11 protein-coding genes are annotated in these 14,951 nt (G+C 72.7%); 1 reads left to right on the plus strand and 10 read right to left on the minus strand.

The features are described 5' to 3' along the window. Positions 1–82: 82 nt before the first annotated feature. The 4 genes from rplI to rpsF form a co-directional block, all read right to left on the minus strand. Positions 83–529 carry a 50S ribosomal protein L9 gene (rplI, locus tag DV701_RS12000; RefSeq protein ID WP_114928557.1) on the minus strand — a complete coding sequence of 149 codons (447 nt, stop codon included), beginning with the start codon at positions 527–529 and terminating at the stop codon, positions 83–85. A gap of 25 nt (positions 530–554) precedes the next feature. After that, complete coding sequence (gene rpsR / locus DV701_RS12005) at positions 555–791, minus strand: 30S ribosomal protein S18 (RefSeq protein ID WP_114928559.1); 237 nt, start codon at positions 789–791, stop codon at positions 555–557. 120 nt (positions 792–911) lie between these two features. Next, positions 912–1,547 (minus strand): single-stranded DNA-binding protein, encoded by a 636-nt coding sequence (locus tag DV701_RS12010; RefSeq protein WP_114928561.1) that lies wholly within the window; start codon positions 1,545–1,547, stop codon positions 912–914. Positions 1,548–1,623: 76 nt separating this feature from the next. Further along, on the minus strand, positions 1,624–1,911 hold the full coding sequence (gene rpsF, locus DV701_RS12015) for a 30S ribosomal protein S6 (protein WP_114928563.1): 288 nt from the start codon (positions 1,909–1,911) through the stop codon (positions 1,624–1,626). A 296-nt stretch (positions 1,912–2,207) separates the two neighbouring features. Here rpsF and DV701_RS12020 point away from each other — a divergent pair, with 296 nt between their 5' ends. Continuing rightward, complete coding sequence (locus DV701_RS12020) at positions 2,208–3,374, plus strand: nucleotide sugar dehydrogenase (RefSeq protein WP_114928565.1); 1,167 nt, start codon at positions 2,208–2,210, stop codon at positions 3,372–3,374. Here DV701_RS12020 and DV701_RS12025 read toward each other — a convergent pair. The 6 genes from DV701_RS12025 to DV701_RS12050 all read right to left on the minus strand — a co-directional run bounded on the left by DV701_RS12025 (position 3,359) and on the right by DV701_RS12050 (position 14,852). After that, positions 3,359–4,516, minus strand: a complete 1,158-nt coding sequence (locus tag DV701_RS12025) for a glycosyltransferase (RefSeq protein WP_114931087.1) — start codon at positions 4,514–4,516, stop codon at positions 3,359–3,361. The two genes, DV701_RS12020 and DV701_RS12025, sit on opposite strands and share 16 nt — an antisense overlap. After that, complete coding sequence (locus DV701_RS12030; protein ID WP_114928567.1) at positions 4,513–5,382, minus strand: ABC transporter ATP-binding protein; 870 nt, start codon at positions 5,380–5,382, stop codon at positions 4,513–4,515. Before DV701_RS12030 ends, DV701_RS12025 begins: the two co-directional genes overlap by 4 nt. Continuing rightward, positions 5,369–6,265 carry an ABC transporter permease gene (locus DV701_RS12035; RefSeq protein ID WP_228255001.1) on the minus strand — a complete coding sequence of 299 codons (897 nt, stop codon included), beginning with the start codon at positions 6,263–6,265 and terminating at the stop codon, positions 5,369–5,371. Before DV701_RS12035 ends, DV701_RS12030 begins: the two co-directional genes overlap by 14 nt. Next, a complete protein-coding gene (locus DV701_RS12040; RefSeq protein WP_114928568.1) occupies positions 6,262–7,521 on the minus strand; it encodes a nucleotide sugar dehydrogenase in 1,260 nt (419 codons plus the stop codon). The genes DV701_RS12035 and DV701_RS12040 overlap by 4 nt, the downstream gene beginning before the upstream one ends. Positions 7,522–7,669: 148 nt before the next feature. Further along, the gene (locus tag DV701_RS12045) at positions 7,670–9,838 is read right to left on the minus strand and encodes an acyltransferase family protein (RefSeq protein ID WP_162802997.1); all 2,169 of its coding nucleotides are present in this window, start codon (positions 9,836–9,838) and stop codon (positions 7,670–7,672) included. 169 nt (positions 9,839–10,007) lie between these two features. After that, a complete protein-coding gene (locus tag DV701_RS12050; RefSeq protein ID WP_114928572.1) occupies positions 10,008–14,852 on the minus strand; it encodes a CDP-glycerol glycerophosphotransferase family protein in 4,845 nt (1,614 codons plus the stop codon). Positions 14,853–14,951: the final 99 nt, after the last annotated feature.

A 14,951-nucleotide genomic window follows, 5' to 3' on the forward strand; every position in this document is an offset into this window, starting at 1 on the left:
CTAACGACGGCGAGGTGCGCGACGGCCCCGGACATCAAGCGGTCCGGGGCCGTCGACGTGGTGCGGGGCGGTGCCCCGGCGCTCAGGCGCCGGTGACCGTCACCGTGAGGTCGGCCGAGACGTCCTCGTGCAGACGCACGTGGACGGCGTGCTCGCCGACGCTGCGGATCGGGGTGGGGACCTCGACCCGGCGCTTGTCGACCTCGGGACCCCCGGCCGCGACGATCGCCTCGACGATCTCGGCCGGGGTCACGGCGCCGAACAGGCGACCGCCGGAGCCGGCGCGGGCCGCCACGGTGATCGTGGCACCCTCGAGCCTGCTCTTGGCCGCCGCAGCGTCCTCGGCGTTCTGCATGGCGCGCTTCTCGCGGCCACGGTTGATCGCCTCGACCTGCTTCTGGCCGCCCTTGGTCCACGGGGTCGCGACCTTGCGGGGCAGCAGGAAGTTGCGGGCGTAGCCGTCCTTGACGTCGACGACGTCACCGGCGGAGCCCAGGCCCGAGACGGGCTGGGTGAGAATGACCTTCATCTTCGATCTCCTGGGACGTCGTGGGTCAGCGGGCGGAGCTGCTGTAGGGCAGCAGCGCCATCTCGCGGGCGTTCTTGACCGCGTTGGCGATACGGCGCTGCTCCTGGACGGAGACGCCGGTCACGCGACGCGCACGGATCTTGCCGCGGTCGGAGATGAACTTGCGAAGAAGGGCGGTGTCCTTGTAGTCGATCGCCTCGATCTTGGCGGCCTTCAGCGGGTTCGCCTTCTTCTTGGGCTTGCGCACAACGGGCTTGGCCATCGTGGTGCTCTCCCCTTTCGTGAGAGCCCGAGCGCTGCTCGGGATGGTGGAACTGCTGTGTATGCGGTGAGCTCGGGTCCTGCTCGACGGTCCCGGACCTGGTGGTCCGGGGCCCGAGGATCAGAACGGCGGCTCGTCGTAGGACGGCGCGCCGCCCCAACCACCGGCCTGCTGCCCGGCCTGCTGGCCGGACTGGCCACCGGTGGCCCACGGGTCGGCGTCGCCGCCGGACTGCTGAGCACCCTTGGAACCAGACCCCGCCGGCTGCGGGGCGGTCTGACCGCCCTGCTGGGCACCGCCGCCCCAGCCGCCGGACTGCCCGGCCGGCTGCGGGGCGGCCTGGCCACCCTGCTGCGCACCGCCGCCCCAGCCGCCCTGCTGACCGCTGCCGCGCTGGGCCTTGGTCACCTGGGCGGTGGCGTACCTCAGGGACGGGCCGATCTCGTCGACCTGCATCTCCATGACGGTGCGGTTCTCCCCCTCCTGGGTCTGCCAGGAGCGCGAGACGAGCCGTCCGGTGACCACGACACGGGTGCCGCGGTGGAGCGACTCGGAGACGTTCTCGGCTGCCTCGCGCCACACCGAGCAGCGCATGAACAGCGTCTCCGCGTCCTTCCACTCGTTGGTCTGGCGGTCAAACGTGCGCGGGGTGGACGCCACCGTGAAGTTGGCGACGGCCGCACCGCTGGGGGTGAAGCGCAGCTCCGGGTCGGCGGTCAGGTTGCCGACGACGGTGATGGGGGTCTCTCCGGCCATGTCAGGTCGTCCTCGATCCGTTGGTCCTTGAGGGTGTCTGGGTCCTTGAGGGTGTCCTCGGGTGTCTGCGCCTCGCTCAGGCGTCGCGGCGCAGCAGCTTGGTGCGCAGGACGGACTCGTTCAGCCCCAGCCGACGGTCCAGCTCCTGGGCGGTCGCGGGCTCGGCGGTCATCTGCACGACCGCGTAGATCCCCTCGGCCTGCTTCTTGATCTCGTAGGCCAGGCGGCGGCGGCCCAGGACGTCGATCTCGTCGACGGAGCCACCCTCCTTGCCCACGACGTCCAGCATCTTCTCCAGCGTGGGCTGGAGATTGCGCTCGTCGGTCTCGGGGTCGAGGATGATCATCAGCTCGTACTGACGCATGCGTGAACCCACCTCCTTCGGTCTGTTGCGGTCACGGTCTCTCCGTGACAGGAGGGCTTCATACGTGCCTCACCGCTCCCCCAGCCTGCCACGACCCGCAGGTCGTGCGCCGCCGTCGTCCACAGGCCTGGGCCCGGACGGGGTGCGATGAGCCCCTCCACGATACCGGCCGACGCGCGCCATGACCTAATCCCGTCGCCGTCCCGCCCCGCAGCCGGTCAGCCGCGAGATGAGGTCGGCCCCACGCGCGCACGGCATACTGATCCGGTCCGCCGCGAACCACGAGGAGCACCCGTATGAAGATCGCCGTCGCCGGCACCGGCTACGTGGGCCTGTCCAACGCCGTGGTGCTCTCCCAGCACCACGACGTCGTCGCCCTCGACATCGACGAGTCCAAGGTCGCCATGCTCAACGAGCGACGCAGCCCGATCGTCGACCCGGAGCTCGAGGACTACCTCGCCCACAACAACCTGCGGCTGCGGGCCACCACCGACCCGGCCGAGGCCTACGCGGGGGCGGACGTCGTGGTCATCGCCACCCCGACCGACTACGACACCGAGACCAACTTCTTCGACACCTCCTCGGTGGAGAAGGTGCTCGTCGACGTCCTGTCCCACTCCCCGGGCGCCACGGTCGTCATCAAGTCGACGATCCCGGTCGGCTTCACCCAGCGGCTGCGCGAGGAGCACCCCGGCGCGACCGTGCTGTTCTCCCCGGAGTTCCTGCGCGAGGGCCGCGCACTGCACGACAACCTGCACCCCTCGCGCATCATCGTCGGCGACACCGGCGAGGTGGGGCAGATGTTCGCCGACCTCCTGCTCGAGGGCGCGATCACCAAGGACGTGCCGGTCCTGCTCACCGGCTCCACCGAGGCCGAGGCCATCAAGCTCTTCGCCAACACCTACCTGGCCATGCGGGTGGCCTACTTCAACGAGCTGGACACGTATGCGGCCACCCGCGGCCTGGACACCCGCCAGGTCATCGAGGGCGTGGGCCTGGACCCGCGCATCGGGGACCACTACAACAACCCCTCCTTCGGCTACGGCGGCTACTGCCTGCCCAAGGACACCCGCCAGCTGCTGGCCAACTACGGCGACGTCCCGCAGACGCTCATCACCGCGATCGTCGACGCCAACACCACCCGGATGGACTTCATCGCCTCCGACATCCACGAGCGCCAGCCGCGCACCGTCGGCATCTACCGGCTGATCATGAAGGCCGGCTCCGACAACTTCCGCGCCTCCTCCATCCAGGGCGTCATGTCCCGCCTCCAGGCCCGCGGCACCGAGATCGTCATCTACGAGCCGGCCCTGACCGAGGACACCTTCCAGGGCGCGCGCGTGGTGCGCGACCTGGACGAGTTCGCCGAGCAGGCAGACCTGATCATCGCCAACCGTCTCGACGACAGCGCCCGTGCCTTCGGCGACAAGCTCTACACCCGCGACCTCTACGGCCGCGACTGACCTGTGGCGGACGGCCCGCGGCGCGAGGCCTCCTCGAGCGCGGCGATGAAGCCGGGCGCGTGGGTGACCCAGTCGAAGCCCTCCCGGGCGGCGGCGTGCCCCCGGCGGCCGGTCTCCGCCGCGGCGACCGGGTCCTGCGCCCACGTCATGATCTGCGCGGCGGTCTGCTCGACGTCGTGGAACGGGACGACCACGCCACCGCCGGACTCCCGGACGAGCTCGGTGGGCACCGGCAGCGGAGTGGTCACCACGGGGACCGCGTGCGCCATGTACTCCACCACCTTGGTGGGCATGCTCGGCCGGAAGTTGGCCTCGTCGTGCAGCAGCGACAGCCCCGCCAACGCACCGGCGAGACGCTCGACCGCCTCGTCGTTGGGCACGAACCCGGACCACTCGAGGTCCCCGTCGTGCGCGGCCTGCTCCAGCACCTGACCCGCCCGGCCGTGCGCGGGCCCGATGACCTGCACGACGACGCTGCCCCCGGAGTCCTGGCGCAGCCGGCGCGCCACGGCGACCATCTCGTCCGCGCCCCGCTCCATCGTCACGCTGCCGAGGTAGACGACGCGCAGCCGTCCCTCCCGGTCCGGGGTGGCGGCGGGGCGGGGGTCCCGCGGGACGTAGGTGGTGTTGGGCACCACCGGGTGCGGCCGCGCGAAGCGGGCCGCGTAGTGGTGGTCGGCGAGCAGCAGCGGCATCCGCCGCTCGGCCCAGCGCTCCATGAGGCGCACGCCGGTGGCCGCCGGCCGGCGCAGCAGCGGGGGCAGCCAGGGCCGCACCTCGAGCGCGGCCGCGGTGTCCTCGTGGACGTCCCAGACGACCGGCGGCAGGTCGAGTCCGAGGGTGGCCAGCACCAGCTCCGGGTCGTGCAGGAGCACGACGTCGTGCCCGGGGGCCCGCTCGCGCAGCAGTCGCCGGGCGGCGGCCAGCGCCCGCAGCCGGAGGCGGCCCGAGGAGCGGGGCAGGTCGACGGGGGTCAGGCCGCGGACGCCGACCGGCCGCACGAGTCCGTAGGCGGCGTAGGGGGCGGCGTAGGTCACCTGCCACCCGGCGTCCAGCAGGGCCTGGATCTGCCGGTGCCGGATCCGGGCGTCGGCCGGGTGGTGGACGATCGTGACGACCAGGGCCGAGCGCGGCGAGCTCACGCCGGCCCCTGCCCCGGCGGGGTGGGCCCACCGCGCCGGTTGGCCCGCCGACGCCTGGCGACCCACTCGGCGTAGGCGTCGACGACCTCCCCGGAGGGGCCGTCCATGATGAGGTGGCCATGCTCCATCCACAGCGCCCGGTCGCACATCGACTTGATGGTGTTGTTGTTGTGGCTGACCATGAACACCGTGCCGGCGTCCCGGCGGATCTGGGTGATCCGGTCCTGGGCGCGCTTGCGGAAGTCCGCGTCCCCGGTCCCCAGGGCCTCGTCGACGACGAGGATGTCCGGCACGGCGGCGGTCGAGATGGCGAAGCGCAGCCGGGCGGCCATGCCGGAGGAGTAGGACTCCATCGGCAGGTCGATGAAGCTGCCGATGCCGCTGAACTCGACGATGTCGGCGAAGCGCTCGCGGACCTCCTGCTTGGACAGCCCCAGCGCCTGACCGCCGATCATCACGTTGCGGGCGCCGCTGAGCTTGCGCATCAGCACCGCGTTGACGCCGAGCAGCGCGGCCCGGCCGTCGAGGTAGATCTGGCCCCGGTCCGGCGGGATCAGCCCGGCGATGGCGCGGAGCAGGGTCGACTTGCCGGACCCGTTGCGGCCGATGAGACCGACCGACTCGCCCTGGTAGGCGACGAAGGAGGCGTCCTTGACGGCGTGCACCTCGCGCACCCCGACTTGCGGGGTGGTGCGGCTGAACAGGCGTGCGAAGAGGTTGCTCTCGTCCTCCTCCACCTCGTGGGCGCGGCCCGCCCCGTAGACCCGGTAGATGATGTCGACGTGGCTGACGATCGCCGCGGGCCGGCGGCCGTCGGCGGTGGGGCCGGCGGACGGGTGGCCCTCCGGCCGCTCAGGCGCGTCCATAGCTCGCCTCCGCCCGCCAGAAGGTGACGAAGCCGACGACGCACAGCCCGACGGCCCAGGCCAGGGAGGCCAGCCAGGTCACCGGGTCGAGGGGGAACTCCTCGAGCAGCGTCTGCCGCACGAGCGTCATCATCAGGGCGACCGGCTGGTACATCATCAGGTCGCTGATCAGGCCCTTGCCGGCGTAGTCGGCGATCGGGAAGAAGACCCCCGAGACGTAGCGCAGCACGCGCGTGGCCAGCCCGATCAGGTTGCTCACGTCGCGCACCGCGTGCACCAGCCGCGCGCAGATCAGCGCGATCCCCAGCGTGATCGCCGCGGCGAGCACGACCGCGACCGGGAAGAGCAGCCACTTCAGGCTGGGCACCTCCCCGGTGGCCACGGCCACGACGAGCAGGATGCCGAAGGCAGGCAGGCTGGCGATCAGCTCGGTGAGCACCACCGACGCCGGCAGCAGCGCCCGGGGGAAGCGCAGCGAGCGGACCAGCCCGGTGCTGCTGATCATCGACTTGGAGCCGTGGTTGAACGCCGCGGAGAAGAAGATGAAGGTGAACAGCCCGGCGAGCAGGAAGCCGACGTAGTTCTCCGTCCTGCCCGTGGTGCCCAGCAGCTTGCCGAAGATCAGCCAGTAGGCCGCCCCGAAGAGGAGCGGGTTGAGCACCGACCAGAAGACGCCGAGGTAGTTGTTCTGGTGCCGGGCGGTGAAGCCGGCGTTGGACAGGGTGAGCAGGAAGTGGCGGTGGCGCCACAGGTCCCGCAGGTAGACCCCGACCGGGGGGCGGACGCCGACCTGGGCCAGCCCGTGCCGCTCCGCGAGGGCCGCGGCCTGGCCCTCGGACAGCCCGGGCAGGGAGCCCTGGTGGTCGGGTCCGCCGAGGGTCACAGCCGGTGGACCCGCTCGCCGTCGTGGGCCTTGCCGCGGGTGTCGAAGAGCTGGGTGGCGGCGCCGGCCAGGGCGTCGACGTCGTACTCGCGGTGGTTCTGCACCAGGACCGTCAGGTCGGCGGCGGCCGCGCCCTCCGCGGCGTCCTCCACCCGGGCCGCGCCGGGCACCGCGCGCCAGTCGCTCACGTGCGGGTCGTGGTACTGCACGACCGCACCCTTGGCGACCAGCGCCCTGGCCAGCGGCACCGCCGGGGACTCCCGCTGGTCGGCGATGTTCGGCTTGTAGGTCACGCCCAGCAGCAGCACGGTCGATCCCCGCAGCGACTTGCCCTGGTCGTTGAGCAGGTCCTGCACCCGCGAGACCACGTAGCCCGGCATCCCGGAGTTGATCTCCTGGGCCAGCTCCACGAACCGGAACGGGTAGCCCAGCCGGGCCCGCACGTTGTGCGACAGGTAGTTCGGGTCGATCGGGATGCAGTGCCCGCCCACCCCCGGCCCGGGGTAGAACGCCTGGAACCCGAACGGCTTGGAGGAGGCCGCCTCGATCACGTCCCACAGGTCGATGCCCAGCTCGTGGCAGAACTTCACCATCTCGTTGACCAGCGCGATGTTGATGTGCCGGTAGGTGTTCTCCAGCAGCTTGGCCGTCTCCGCCTCGCGCGTGCCCTTGGCCCGCACCACCGTGTCCACGAACCGTCCGTAGAACTCCGCCGCCGCATCCGTGCACGCCGGCGTCTGACCGCCGACCACCTTCGGGGTGTTCCTCGCCCCGAACTTCTCGTTGCCCGGGTCGATCCGCTCCGGGGAGAAGGCCAGGTTGAAGTCCTCACCGGCGACCATCCCACCGGCCTCCAGCAGCGGGCGCACCACCTCGTCCGTCGTGCCCGGGTAGGTCGTGGACTCCAGCACCACCAGCATCCCGGGCTGCAGGTTGCGGGCCACCGCACCCACCGCGGCCTCCACCGCACGCAGGTCCGGGCCACCCTCCTCCGACAACGGCGTCGGCACGCAGATCACCGCCACCTTCGCCTCGGCGATCCGCGACTCCTGCGTCGTCGCCTCGAACCCGCCGGCCACCATCTGCGCGATGTCCGCGTCCGACAGGTCGTCCACGTGGCTGCGGCCGGCGTTCAGATCCCCCACCACACCCTCGTTCACGTCATACCCCAGGATCCTCAGACCCGAACGGGTCGCCTCCTGGGCCAGGGGCAGGCCCACATAACCCAGGCCGATGATGACGGCGTCGAAAGCCACGGTGTCACTCCTCGAGAAAGTCTGTGCTGGTCACGCGCTCGGGCCGAGCCACGTCGTGCCGGGTGCCGCTGACGAGGAGCGGTCCCGCTCCGCTCGACAGGGCGGGAGCGTCCGGAATCCTAGCAGCCATCCTCCGCTCCGCCCCTGTTCACCGGCCGCCGCCCCCGGCCATCTGCTCCACCAGCGGCACCATCTCCTCCTTCACCAGCGGCTCCAGGCTGCGGGCGTAGGTGTCGGTGATGTGGCTGGTCTGCCGGTAGACGAGGACCCCGCCGATCACCGGCACGCAGGTCTGCGGGTCGGGGCAGATCGCGTCGCGCACGTCGAGCAGGCGGACGTCGGGCACCTGCTCGGCGGCCGCCTCGAACAGCGGCGCCGAGCTGTTGTCGATGCCCTCCTGCTTGTCGAAGGTGCAGGCGGCCAGGTCGTCCGGGTGCTCGGCGACGCACTCGTAGACGCTGATGTCCGGGGCTGCGTTGTCGAGCATTCCCAGGACGGGTATGCCGTGGTCCGCCAGCTCCTGCCAGGTCTCCACGATCGCGGGGAGCATGGCGTCCTCGCTCAGGGTCGAGGGGTCGCTCTCGTCGGTGAGGGCCTGGAAGTTGCGCTGGGTGGTCAGCACCAGGTCCGGGTCGAGGTCGACGATCTCTTGCATGACGAGGTCGTTCCACTGTGCGCAGCTGGTGTAGGGACCGCCCTTGGCCACCTGCATGCCGCTGTGGAACCCGCACGCGGACTTGGTGTAGGAGACGAGGTGCCAGCCCTCGTCCTTGCCGATCTGGTCCAGGACCGACTGCCACTGCAAGATCTTGGAGTCGCCGACCACGGCGATGGTCACCTCGCCCTGAGGGTCTCCGTAGTCGCAGCGGATCGGCTCGGGGTCGGACTGGTTCTGCTGGCAGCCGTCGTCGTAGCCGGCGGGCACGTCCTGGGTGGCCTCCGTCGCGGCGGGCACGAAGCCGTCGACGAGGGCGAGGCTGGCGACCGAGCCCGGCGGCGGGGTCCCGTCCGACGTCGTGGTCGGCGCGTCGGTGCGCGCCCCGCCGTCCCGCTGCCCGCCGCCCTGGGTGATCGCGCCGGCACCCGCGGCGGTGCTGCTCCCCGGCGCGGAGCTGGTGGGCACGGCGAGCACGAGCAGGAGCCCGGCGACCACGCCGACGGCGGTGAAGTTCGCGCCCAGGGACAGCGTGAACCGGTTGGACGCGGACAGGCTGCGGGAGAAGCGCAGCGGGTTCTCCACGTAGCGCAGGGACAGCCATGCCGGGACGACCGAGAGCAGGGCGACGGCGGTGCCGGCCAGCGGGCTCAGCCCGTCCCAGTAGGCGTCGGCCGAGACGAGCAGCGGCCAGTGCCACAGGTAGAGGGAGTAGGACAGGCCCCCGACCCACACCATGGAGGGCCGCGACAGGATCCCCGCGGCGCCGCTCCGACCGCTGGTGAAGCCGGCGATGATCACCGCCGCGGTGCCCAGCGTGGGCAGCAGCGCGTGGTAGCCGGGCCAGGGCGTCCGGGTGTCGATGACGAAGCCGCTGAGCACCACGGCGGCCAGCCCCGCCCAGCCCAGCACGACGGCGAAGGTCCGGGGCAGGCGCGCCCACAGCAGCGCGCCGATGGCCACGAACGCGCCGATGCCCAGCTCCCACAGCCGGGTGGTGCTGACGAAGAAGGCCCGTTCGGGGTTGGCGCCGGTCAGGTGCAGGGACCAGAGGAAGGAGGGGACGATGACGACGAGGATGGCGGCGGTCATCACCGGTCGCAGCCGGGCCGAGCCGCGGCGCGCCACCCACCAGCCGACCGCGATGAGCAGCAGCGGCCAGACGATGTAGAACTGCTCCTCGACCGCCAGCGACCAGAAGTGCTGCACGGGCGAGGCGCTGACGTCCTCGGCCAGGTAGTCCACCGCGCGTCCGGCGAGGACCCAGTTGACGACGTACGTGGCGGCCCCGACGATGTCGAGGCCGAAGGTGCGCCACTCCACGACCGAGGAGGTCAGCCAGGTCAGGAAGGTCGTGACGACGAGGACCAGCGCGGTGGCCGGCAGCAGCCGCTTGGCGCGCCGGGCGTAGAACCGTGGCAGCGAGACCCTGCCCTTGGTCTCCAGCTCCCTGATGAGCAGCCCGGTGATGAGGAAGCCGGAGATGACGAAGAAGACGTCGACCCCGACGAAGCCGCCGGGCAGGAACGGCAGGCCGGCGTGGTAGACCAGCACCAGCAGGATCGCGACGGCGCGCATCCCCTCGATGTCCGGGCGGAACCCCTTGGGGCGCTCCGCACCGGCGCGCCTCCTGACGCGCAACCCGGTGTCGGTGCTGGTCACGTGCTCGGTCCTTCGGGGGTATGGCGTGCTGGTCGGGTCGGCGCGCACGTCCTGGCCGGGGTGCGGGAGCTGGTGGGGTGGAGGGCCCCGCGCTGCGAAGACCGCCCCACATGGTGGCACGGTTTTCTCGGTGCTTCCTGGGTCCGGGTCGCGAGGACCGCGTGCCCCCTCAGGACGGCTCGATCCCGCGCCGGCGCAGGGCGCTGAGCTCGTCGAGGGCGGCGACCACACGGGCGCAGTTGTCGCGGTCGCGGTAGGTGAAGGAGCCGGCGACGCGCGCGGCATACACCTCCTCCATCGTGCAACCGCGCCGCAGGACCTCCTCGAGGGCGTCCAGGGTGCCCTCCACGGTGCGCACGACGGGACCGTAGCCGTCCCGCTCGTAGTCGAACCAGGAGCGGGAGGCGTGGCCGGACTCGTAGTCCGCCTCGTCGAAGCGGGCGTAGACGACCGGGGTGCCCAGGTAGGCGACGTCGAAGTGCACCGAGGAATAGTCGGTGAGGAACGCGTCGCAACCGCGCAGCAGGTCCTGGAAGCTGGTCGCGTCGGTGTCCGCGACCGCGATCCGCTCGGCCGAGGCGATCGCCCCGTCGAAGGAGGAAGCCATGTTGTAGTGCGGCAGGAAGGTGAGCCGGAAGTCGTGCTCTTCCAGCATCCGGTGCAGCCGCGGGCTGCCCAGGAAGCCGCTGATGAAGCGCTCGTAGGCCGAGCCCTCGAACGGGATCTGCCCGGGGTTGGGCCGGCCGCTGAGGCGCGGCACGAGGTACTGGCGCCAGGTGGGCATGAACAGCACGGTGCGGCTCGGCGGCGCCGGGACGAGACCGTCGTAGCGCGGCATGCCGATCTCGCGGACCTGCCGGTCGTAGCCGGAGACAGCCCGGATGGCCTCGCTCTCGCGCGGCATCACGGTGAGGATGAGGTCGTAGCCGGAGAGTCCGCGCTTGACCGCGTTGGGGTTGAGGTGCACGCCGTGCTTGAGGTAGACCCGCAGCGCCCCGATCCGCCACGCGAGATGCTGCACGTAGCTCTCCTGGGTCCACTGCGCGGGCAGCAGGTAGCGGATGGAGTAGGCGTTGGCCAGCACGTCGGCGTGCAGCATGAGCAGCTGGTGGCGCAGCGAGGAGTGGTCGACCACATGGCCGAGGGGGGCGACCCGCTCGCGCTGCGGGCTGTGCCGGTCGATGACGTAGTAGACGTGGCGTCGAGGCTGGGTCCGGCGGATGTGCCGGAAGAGGTGCAGGCCGTTGTCCTGGGCCGTGTCGCTGCGCTCGCCGACGAGCATGATGTGCCGGCCGGCGAAGAACGGCTGGGTGGCCAGGCGCACCATGCGCAGCGCGAGCATCCGGCGGCTGCCCCGTCGGCGCACGACCGACCCGAGGTCCTTGCGCACCATGGTGGCCTCCCAGCGCAACCGGGCGATCGCGCCCGCTCCCCGCTGGGTGGTCAGGTAGCTGATGCCGCCGGTGCGGGCGGTGTGCACGAGGAAGCGCACGACGTCGCCGCTGCCGGCGTCCGGGGCCACCGGCATCGTGACGGTGCGCGCGTCGAGCAGCACCCCCTTGGCGGGGCGCAGCCGTCGGGAGGTCGCCAGGGCCTCGACCTCGGTGTCCAGCTCGAGGGTGAGCACGGAGGTCCCGTCGCCCGCCCGCTCCAGCGGGAGACGGGCGGGCAGGTTCTCCCAGACCTCGTGGCCACGGTTGTCGACCCGCGTCTCCAGCCCGGCCGGTGCGGAGGCGGCCACCGGCCGGCCGGCCCGGACGAGCGCCACCCGGTAGCGCCACGGGGGACGCGGCATGCCCGCCGGGAGCTTGGCGGAGAGCCAGACGAAGACGTCGACCGAGCCGCGAGCCGGGTCCAGTGCCTCCAGGCGCGGCGTCGACGCCCTCAGGCACAGCCCGCCCAGGTAGTCGCAGAAGGGGCCCTCGCGTCCGCCGGCCGTGCCGAGCGCGTGCTCCAGGTAGGCGGCCACCGTCTGCACGGCACAGGTCTTCGTCCATACCAGCAGCGGCAGCGGGGCCTCGATCCTGGCCTGGCGCAGGCGGGCGGCCTCCAGCCGGACCGCCCTGCCGAAGGAGCGGACCGCGCGGGACCGGGGGAGGTCGGCGACCGCCACGAGGGGCGCGCCGCTGTCGACGAGCGCGGCGCGGGCCGCGTGGGTCAGGTCGGACCTGCCGTCGCCCTCTGCGGCGACGAAGTCCACGCCCGGGTGGGCGAACGCGACCTCCTGCGCCTCGGCCCGGGCGCCGGCAGCGTGGACGACCGTGACCGGGGTGCCGAAGAGCGACTCGTCGTCGCGGACCCGCTGGAGGACCTCGCCGAGGCGCCCGGCGGCGCCGAGCCCGACCGTGAGGACGAGGCGGAGGTTCCGCCTCCGGCGGCGGTCGGGCGCCGCCGGACCGGGCCGGGGGGCGGCGGTCGGTGCCGCGGGGGTCGTCCCTGCCGGCTGCGCCGTGGTGCCTTCGGGCGACACGGCCGTGCTCTGCGGCGGGTCCGGACGCGGGGGCCCGACCAGGTCGGCGACCCGGGCGAGGTAGGCCTCCGGCCCGAACCTGCTGCGCACCAGCTCCCGGCCACGTGCCACCTGGCGCGCGCGGGCGTCGGGGTCCGCGTGCAGGGAGCCGATCAGCTCCGGCACCGCGGCGGGATCGGCGTAGAGGGCGGCCTCGCCGAAGACCGGCTCGAAGCGCGGCGGGAGCACGGCCACCACCCCCCTGGCCACGGCGGTGGCCACCTCCGGGACGAAGCTCGCGGGCGTGCTCGGGTGCGGCTGGTGGACGTAGACGTCGAGCTGGTCGAGGAAGGTGGGCGGGTCGACCTCGCCCGCCCGCTGGACCGACCACGCCTCCGGGGCACCGCTGCCGCCCAGCAGCTCGAGGGGCACGGTGGCCGCGCCCAGGAGCCGGACGTCGGCGCTGCCGTCCACCGGGTAGGCCGCCAGCAGGTCCTCGGCCGTGGCGGGCCAGGCCGACGGCGCGTCCTCGGCCAGCCGGCCGAGCACCGGCCGGTCGCCGGCGGCGCTGCCGGTCTGCCCGCCGATCTGCCCGGGGAGCAGGTCACCGGTGAGCAGGTCGCCGACCACCTCGCAGGACACCCGGCCCTCCGGGATCTCCTCGGCCAGCATGCGCGCGACCTGCGGGCCCTGGGCGACCCAGAGCGGCTCGACGCAGAAGGTGGCGACCACGGTCGCGTCGCACGCGGCCGTGGTGTAGTCCGGCTGGCCACCGTCCAGCGCGTGCGGAGCCCGGTCCGCGACGACCACGACCCTCGCCACGTCCAGCGTGCTGGCCGCGGCGGGGGCGAACTGCAGCACGTCGGGCGAGCGCACGAGCAGGAGGGAGACGGTGGCGACCTGGTCGAGGGCGACCAGGTCGACGGTGCCGGCGTTGGCCAGGTCGAGGACCCTCGGGTGCAGCGGCTGCCGCCGCGCGGTGAGGGCCAGGTAGGACTCGCGGTGGGCGATGCCGACCCGGTATCCGGCGCCGGTGAGCGCGTCGACCTCGCTCAGGAGCGCACGCTGCGCGGCCCCGATGAGGCGCCAGTCGCTGAGCAGCACCACGTCGTAGTGCGGCGGTCGCTGCGCGACCGAGGCCTGGTCGACCTGGAAGCGCTGCGGGATCGCGAAGCGCCGCTGGTCGGCGAAGCGGGGGAGGTAGGGGTCGGCGCCGGCGGCCAGCCCGGCGTGCCACCGCTCGTAGGCGGCCCGGTAGACGAAACGGGAGACGTGGTGCCAGCCGGGGGTGAAGTCGGCCCGGGACAACGAGCCGCCGGCCATCCGCACCAGCGCCAGCGGGGCCGGCAGGTCGGTGCTGAGCCGGCCGGTCGCCAGCTCCAGGCGGCGCCGGTACTCGGTGTCGGCGCTCTTGCGGGAGCGGTCGAAGTAGCCGACGGTGGCCAGCGCCTGCTCCCGTCGGAACATCAGCGAGGAGGCGTTCTCCTGGCTGGTCTCGTAGCCGGGCCGGGTGAAGACGAGGTCCTCGCTGACCCGCAGGCAGAAGCTGCGCGTGGCGGGGGTCTCAGGGTCGGCGAGCAACGCCCTGGTCTGCAGCTCGATCCGGCGCGGGTGGGACCAGTCGTCGGCGTCCTGCACGGTGACCAGCTCGCCGCGGGCGATGTCGAGGGCGGCGTTGCGGGCCAGGTAGGTCCCGCCGTTCTGGTCCATCCGGTGCACACGGACGCGCTCGTCGAGCGCCGCGCACCGCTCGAGGACCTCCTCGTGGCCGGGCGGGGAGGCGTCGTCCATGACGAGGATCTCCAGGTTGCGCCACGTCTGGGCGCAGATGGAGCGGACCGAGGTGAGCAGCTCCGGGCCGGGACGGAAGACCGGCATGATCACCGTGACCAGCGGGCCGTCGGTCACCGGATCGTCGACCGGGCAGCTCAGCCGGTCGAAGGGGGTGGCCGGGCCGCCGCCGACCACGCGTACCGGCTCGACGCCGTGCTCGGTGAACACCGTGTCGACCAGCTTCTGCCACCGGGGGGAGCCGGTCGGGTCCTGCAGGGAACCGTCCCGCCCGGTCCGGGCGAGGTCGATGTCGAGGAAGCGGCGCACCTCGGGGCGCAGCTGCTCCAGGTCGGCGAGCCACGAGCGGAGCAGGCCTCGCTCACCCGCCTGCCACAGCCGCTCGACGACCGTCTGCTGGGCCGCGGGCGTGGCCAGCAGCTCCTTGCCGTGCTGCCGCCGCAGCTCGCGGAGGAGCAGGACGGCGTCGCCGAGGTCGTGGTCGTCGAGGTCCTGCATCCCGACCGCGCGGGCCAGGCTCAGGGTCCACTCCAGGTCGAGCGGCGGCACCGCGTGGTCGTCGCCCGAGGCGGCGGCGCGGACCGCGGCGAGGAGATCGGCGGCCGACAGGCGGGCGGGGGACGCTGCACGCGCGAGCAGGTCGCGGGCGGTGCGGGAGCGGGTGCGCAGCACGGTCCGCTCGACCGCGCGGGCGCCGCCGCGCCGCTCGGCCAGCGCGAGGAGACGGGCGGCGAGCTCGGGGTCCAGGGGCGCCGTGGGCTCGTCGACGGTCATGGGCTGAGCACTCCTCCGAGGGTCTGCGGCACGCGGGTCGGCACGGCACAGTATGCACCTGCCCCCCTCACGTAGCCTGATCCCGACCGGTCGGCGACG

It is taken from the genome of Ornithinimicrobium avium, assembly GCF_003351765.1.
GTDB lineage: Bacteria > Actinomycetota > Actinomycetes > Actinomycetales > Dermatophilaceae > Ornithinicoccus > Ornithinicoccus avius.

Coding starts and splice junctions, on each gene's coding strand:
- DV701_RS12030 (WP_114928567.1), bottom strand. CDS start 5,382: ATGGACGCGCCTGAGCGGCCGGAGGGCCACCCGTCCGCCGGCCCCACC.
- DV701_RS12050 (WP_114928572.1), bottom strand. CDS start 14,852: ATGACCGTCGACGAGCCCACGGCGCCCCTGGACCCCGAGCTCGCCGCC.
- rpsR (WP_114928559.1), bottom strand. CDS start 791: ATGGCCAAGCCCGTTGTGCGCAAGCCCAAGAAGAAGGCGAACCCGCTG.
- DV701_RS12010 (WP_114928561.1), bottom strand. CDS start 1,547: ATGGCCGGAGAGACCCCCATCACCGTCGTCGGCAACCTGACCGCCGAC.
- rpsF (WP_114928563.1), bottom strand. CDS start 1,911: ATGCGTCAGTACGAGCTGATGATCATCCTCGACCCCGAGACCGACGAG.
- DV701_RS12020 (WP_114928565.1), top strand. CDS start 2,208: ATGAAGATCGCCGTCGCCGGCACCGGCTACGTGGGCCTGTCCAACGCC.
- rplI (WP_114928557.1), bottom strand. CDS start 529: ATGAAGGTCATTCTCACCCAGCCCGTCTCGGGCCTGGGCTCCGCCGGT.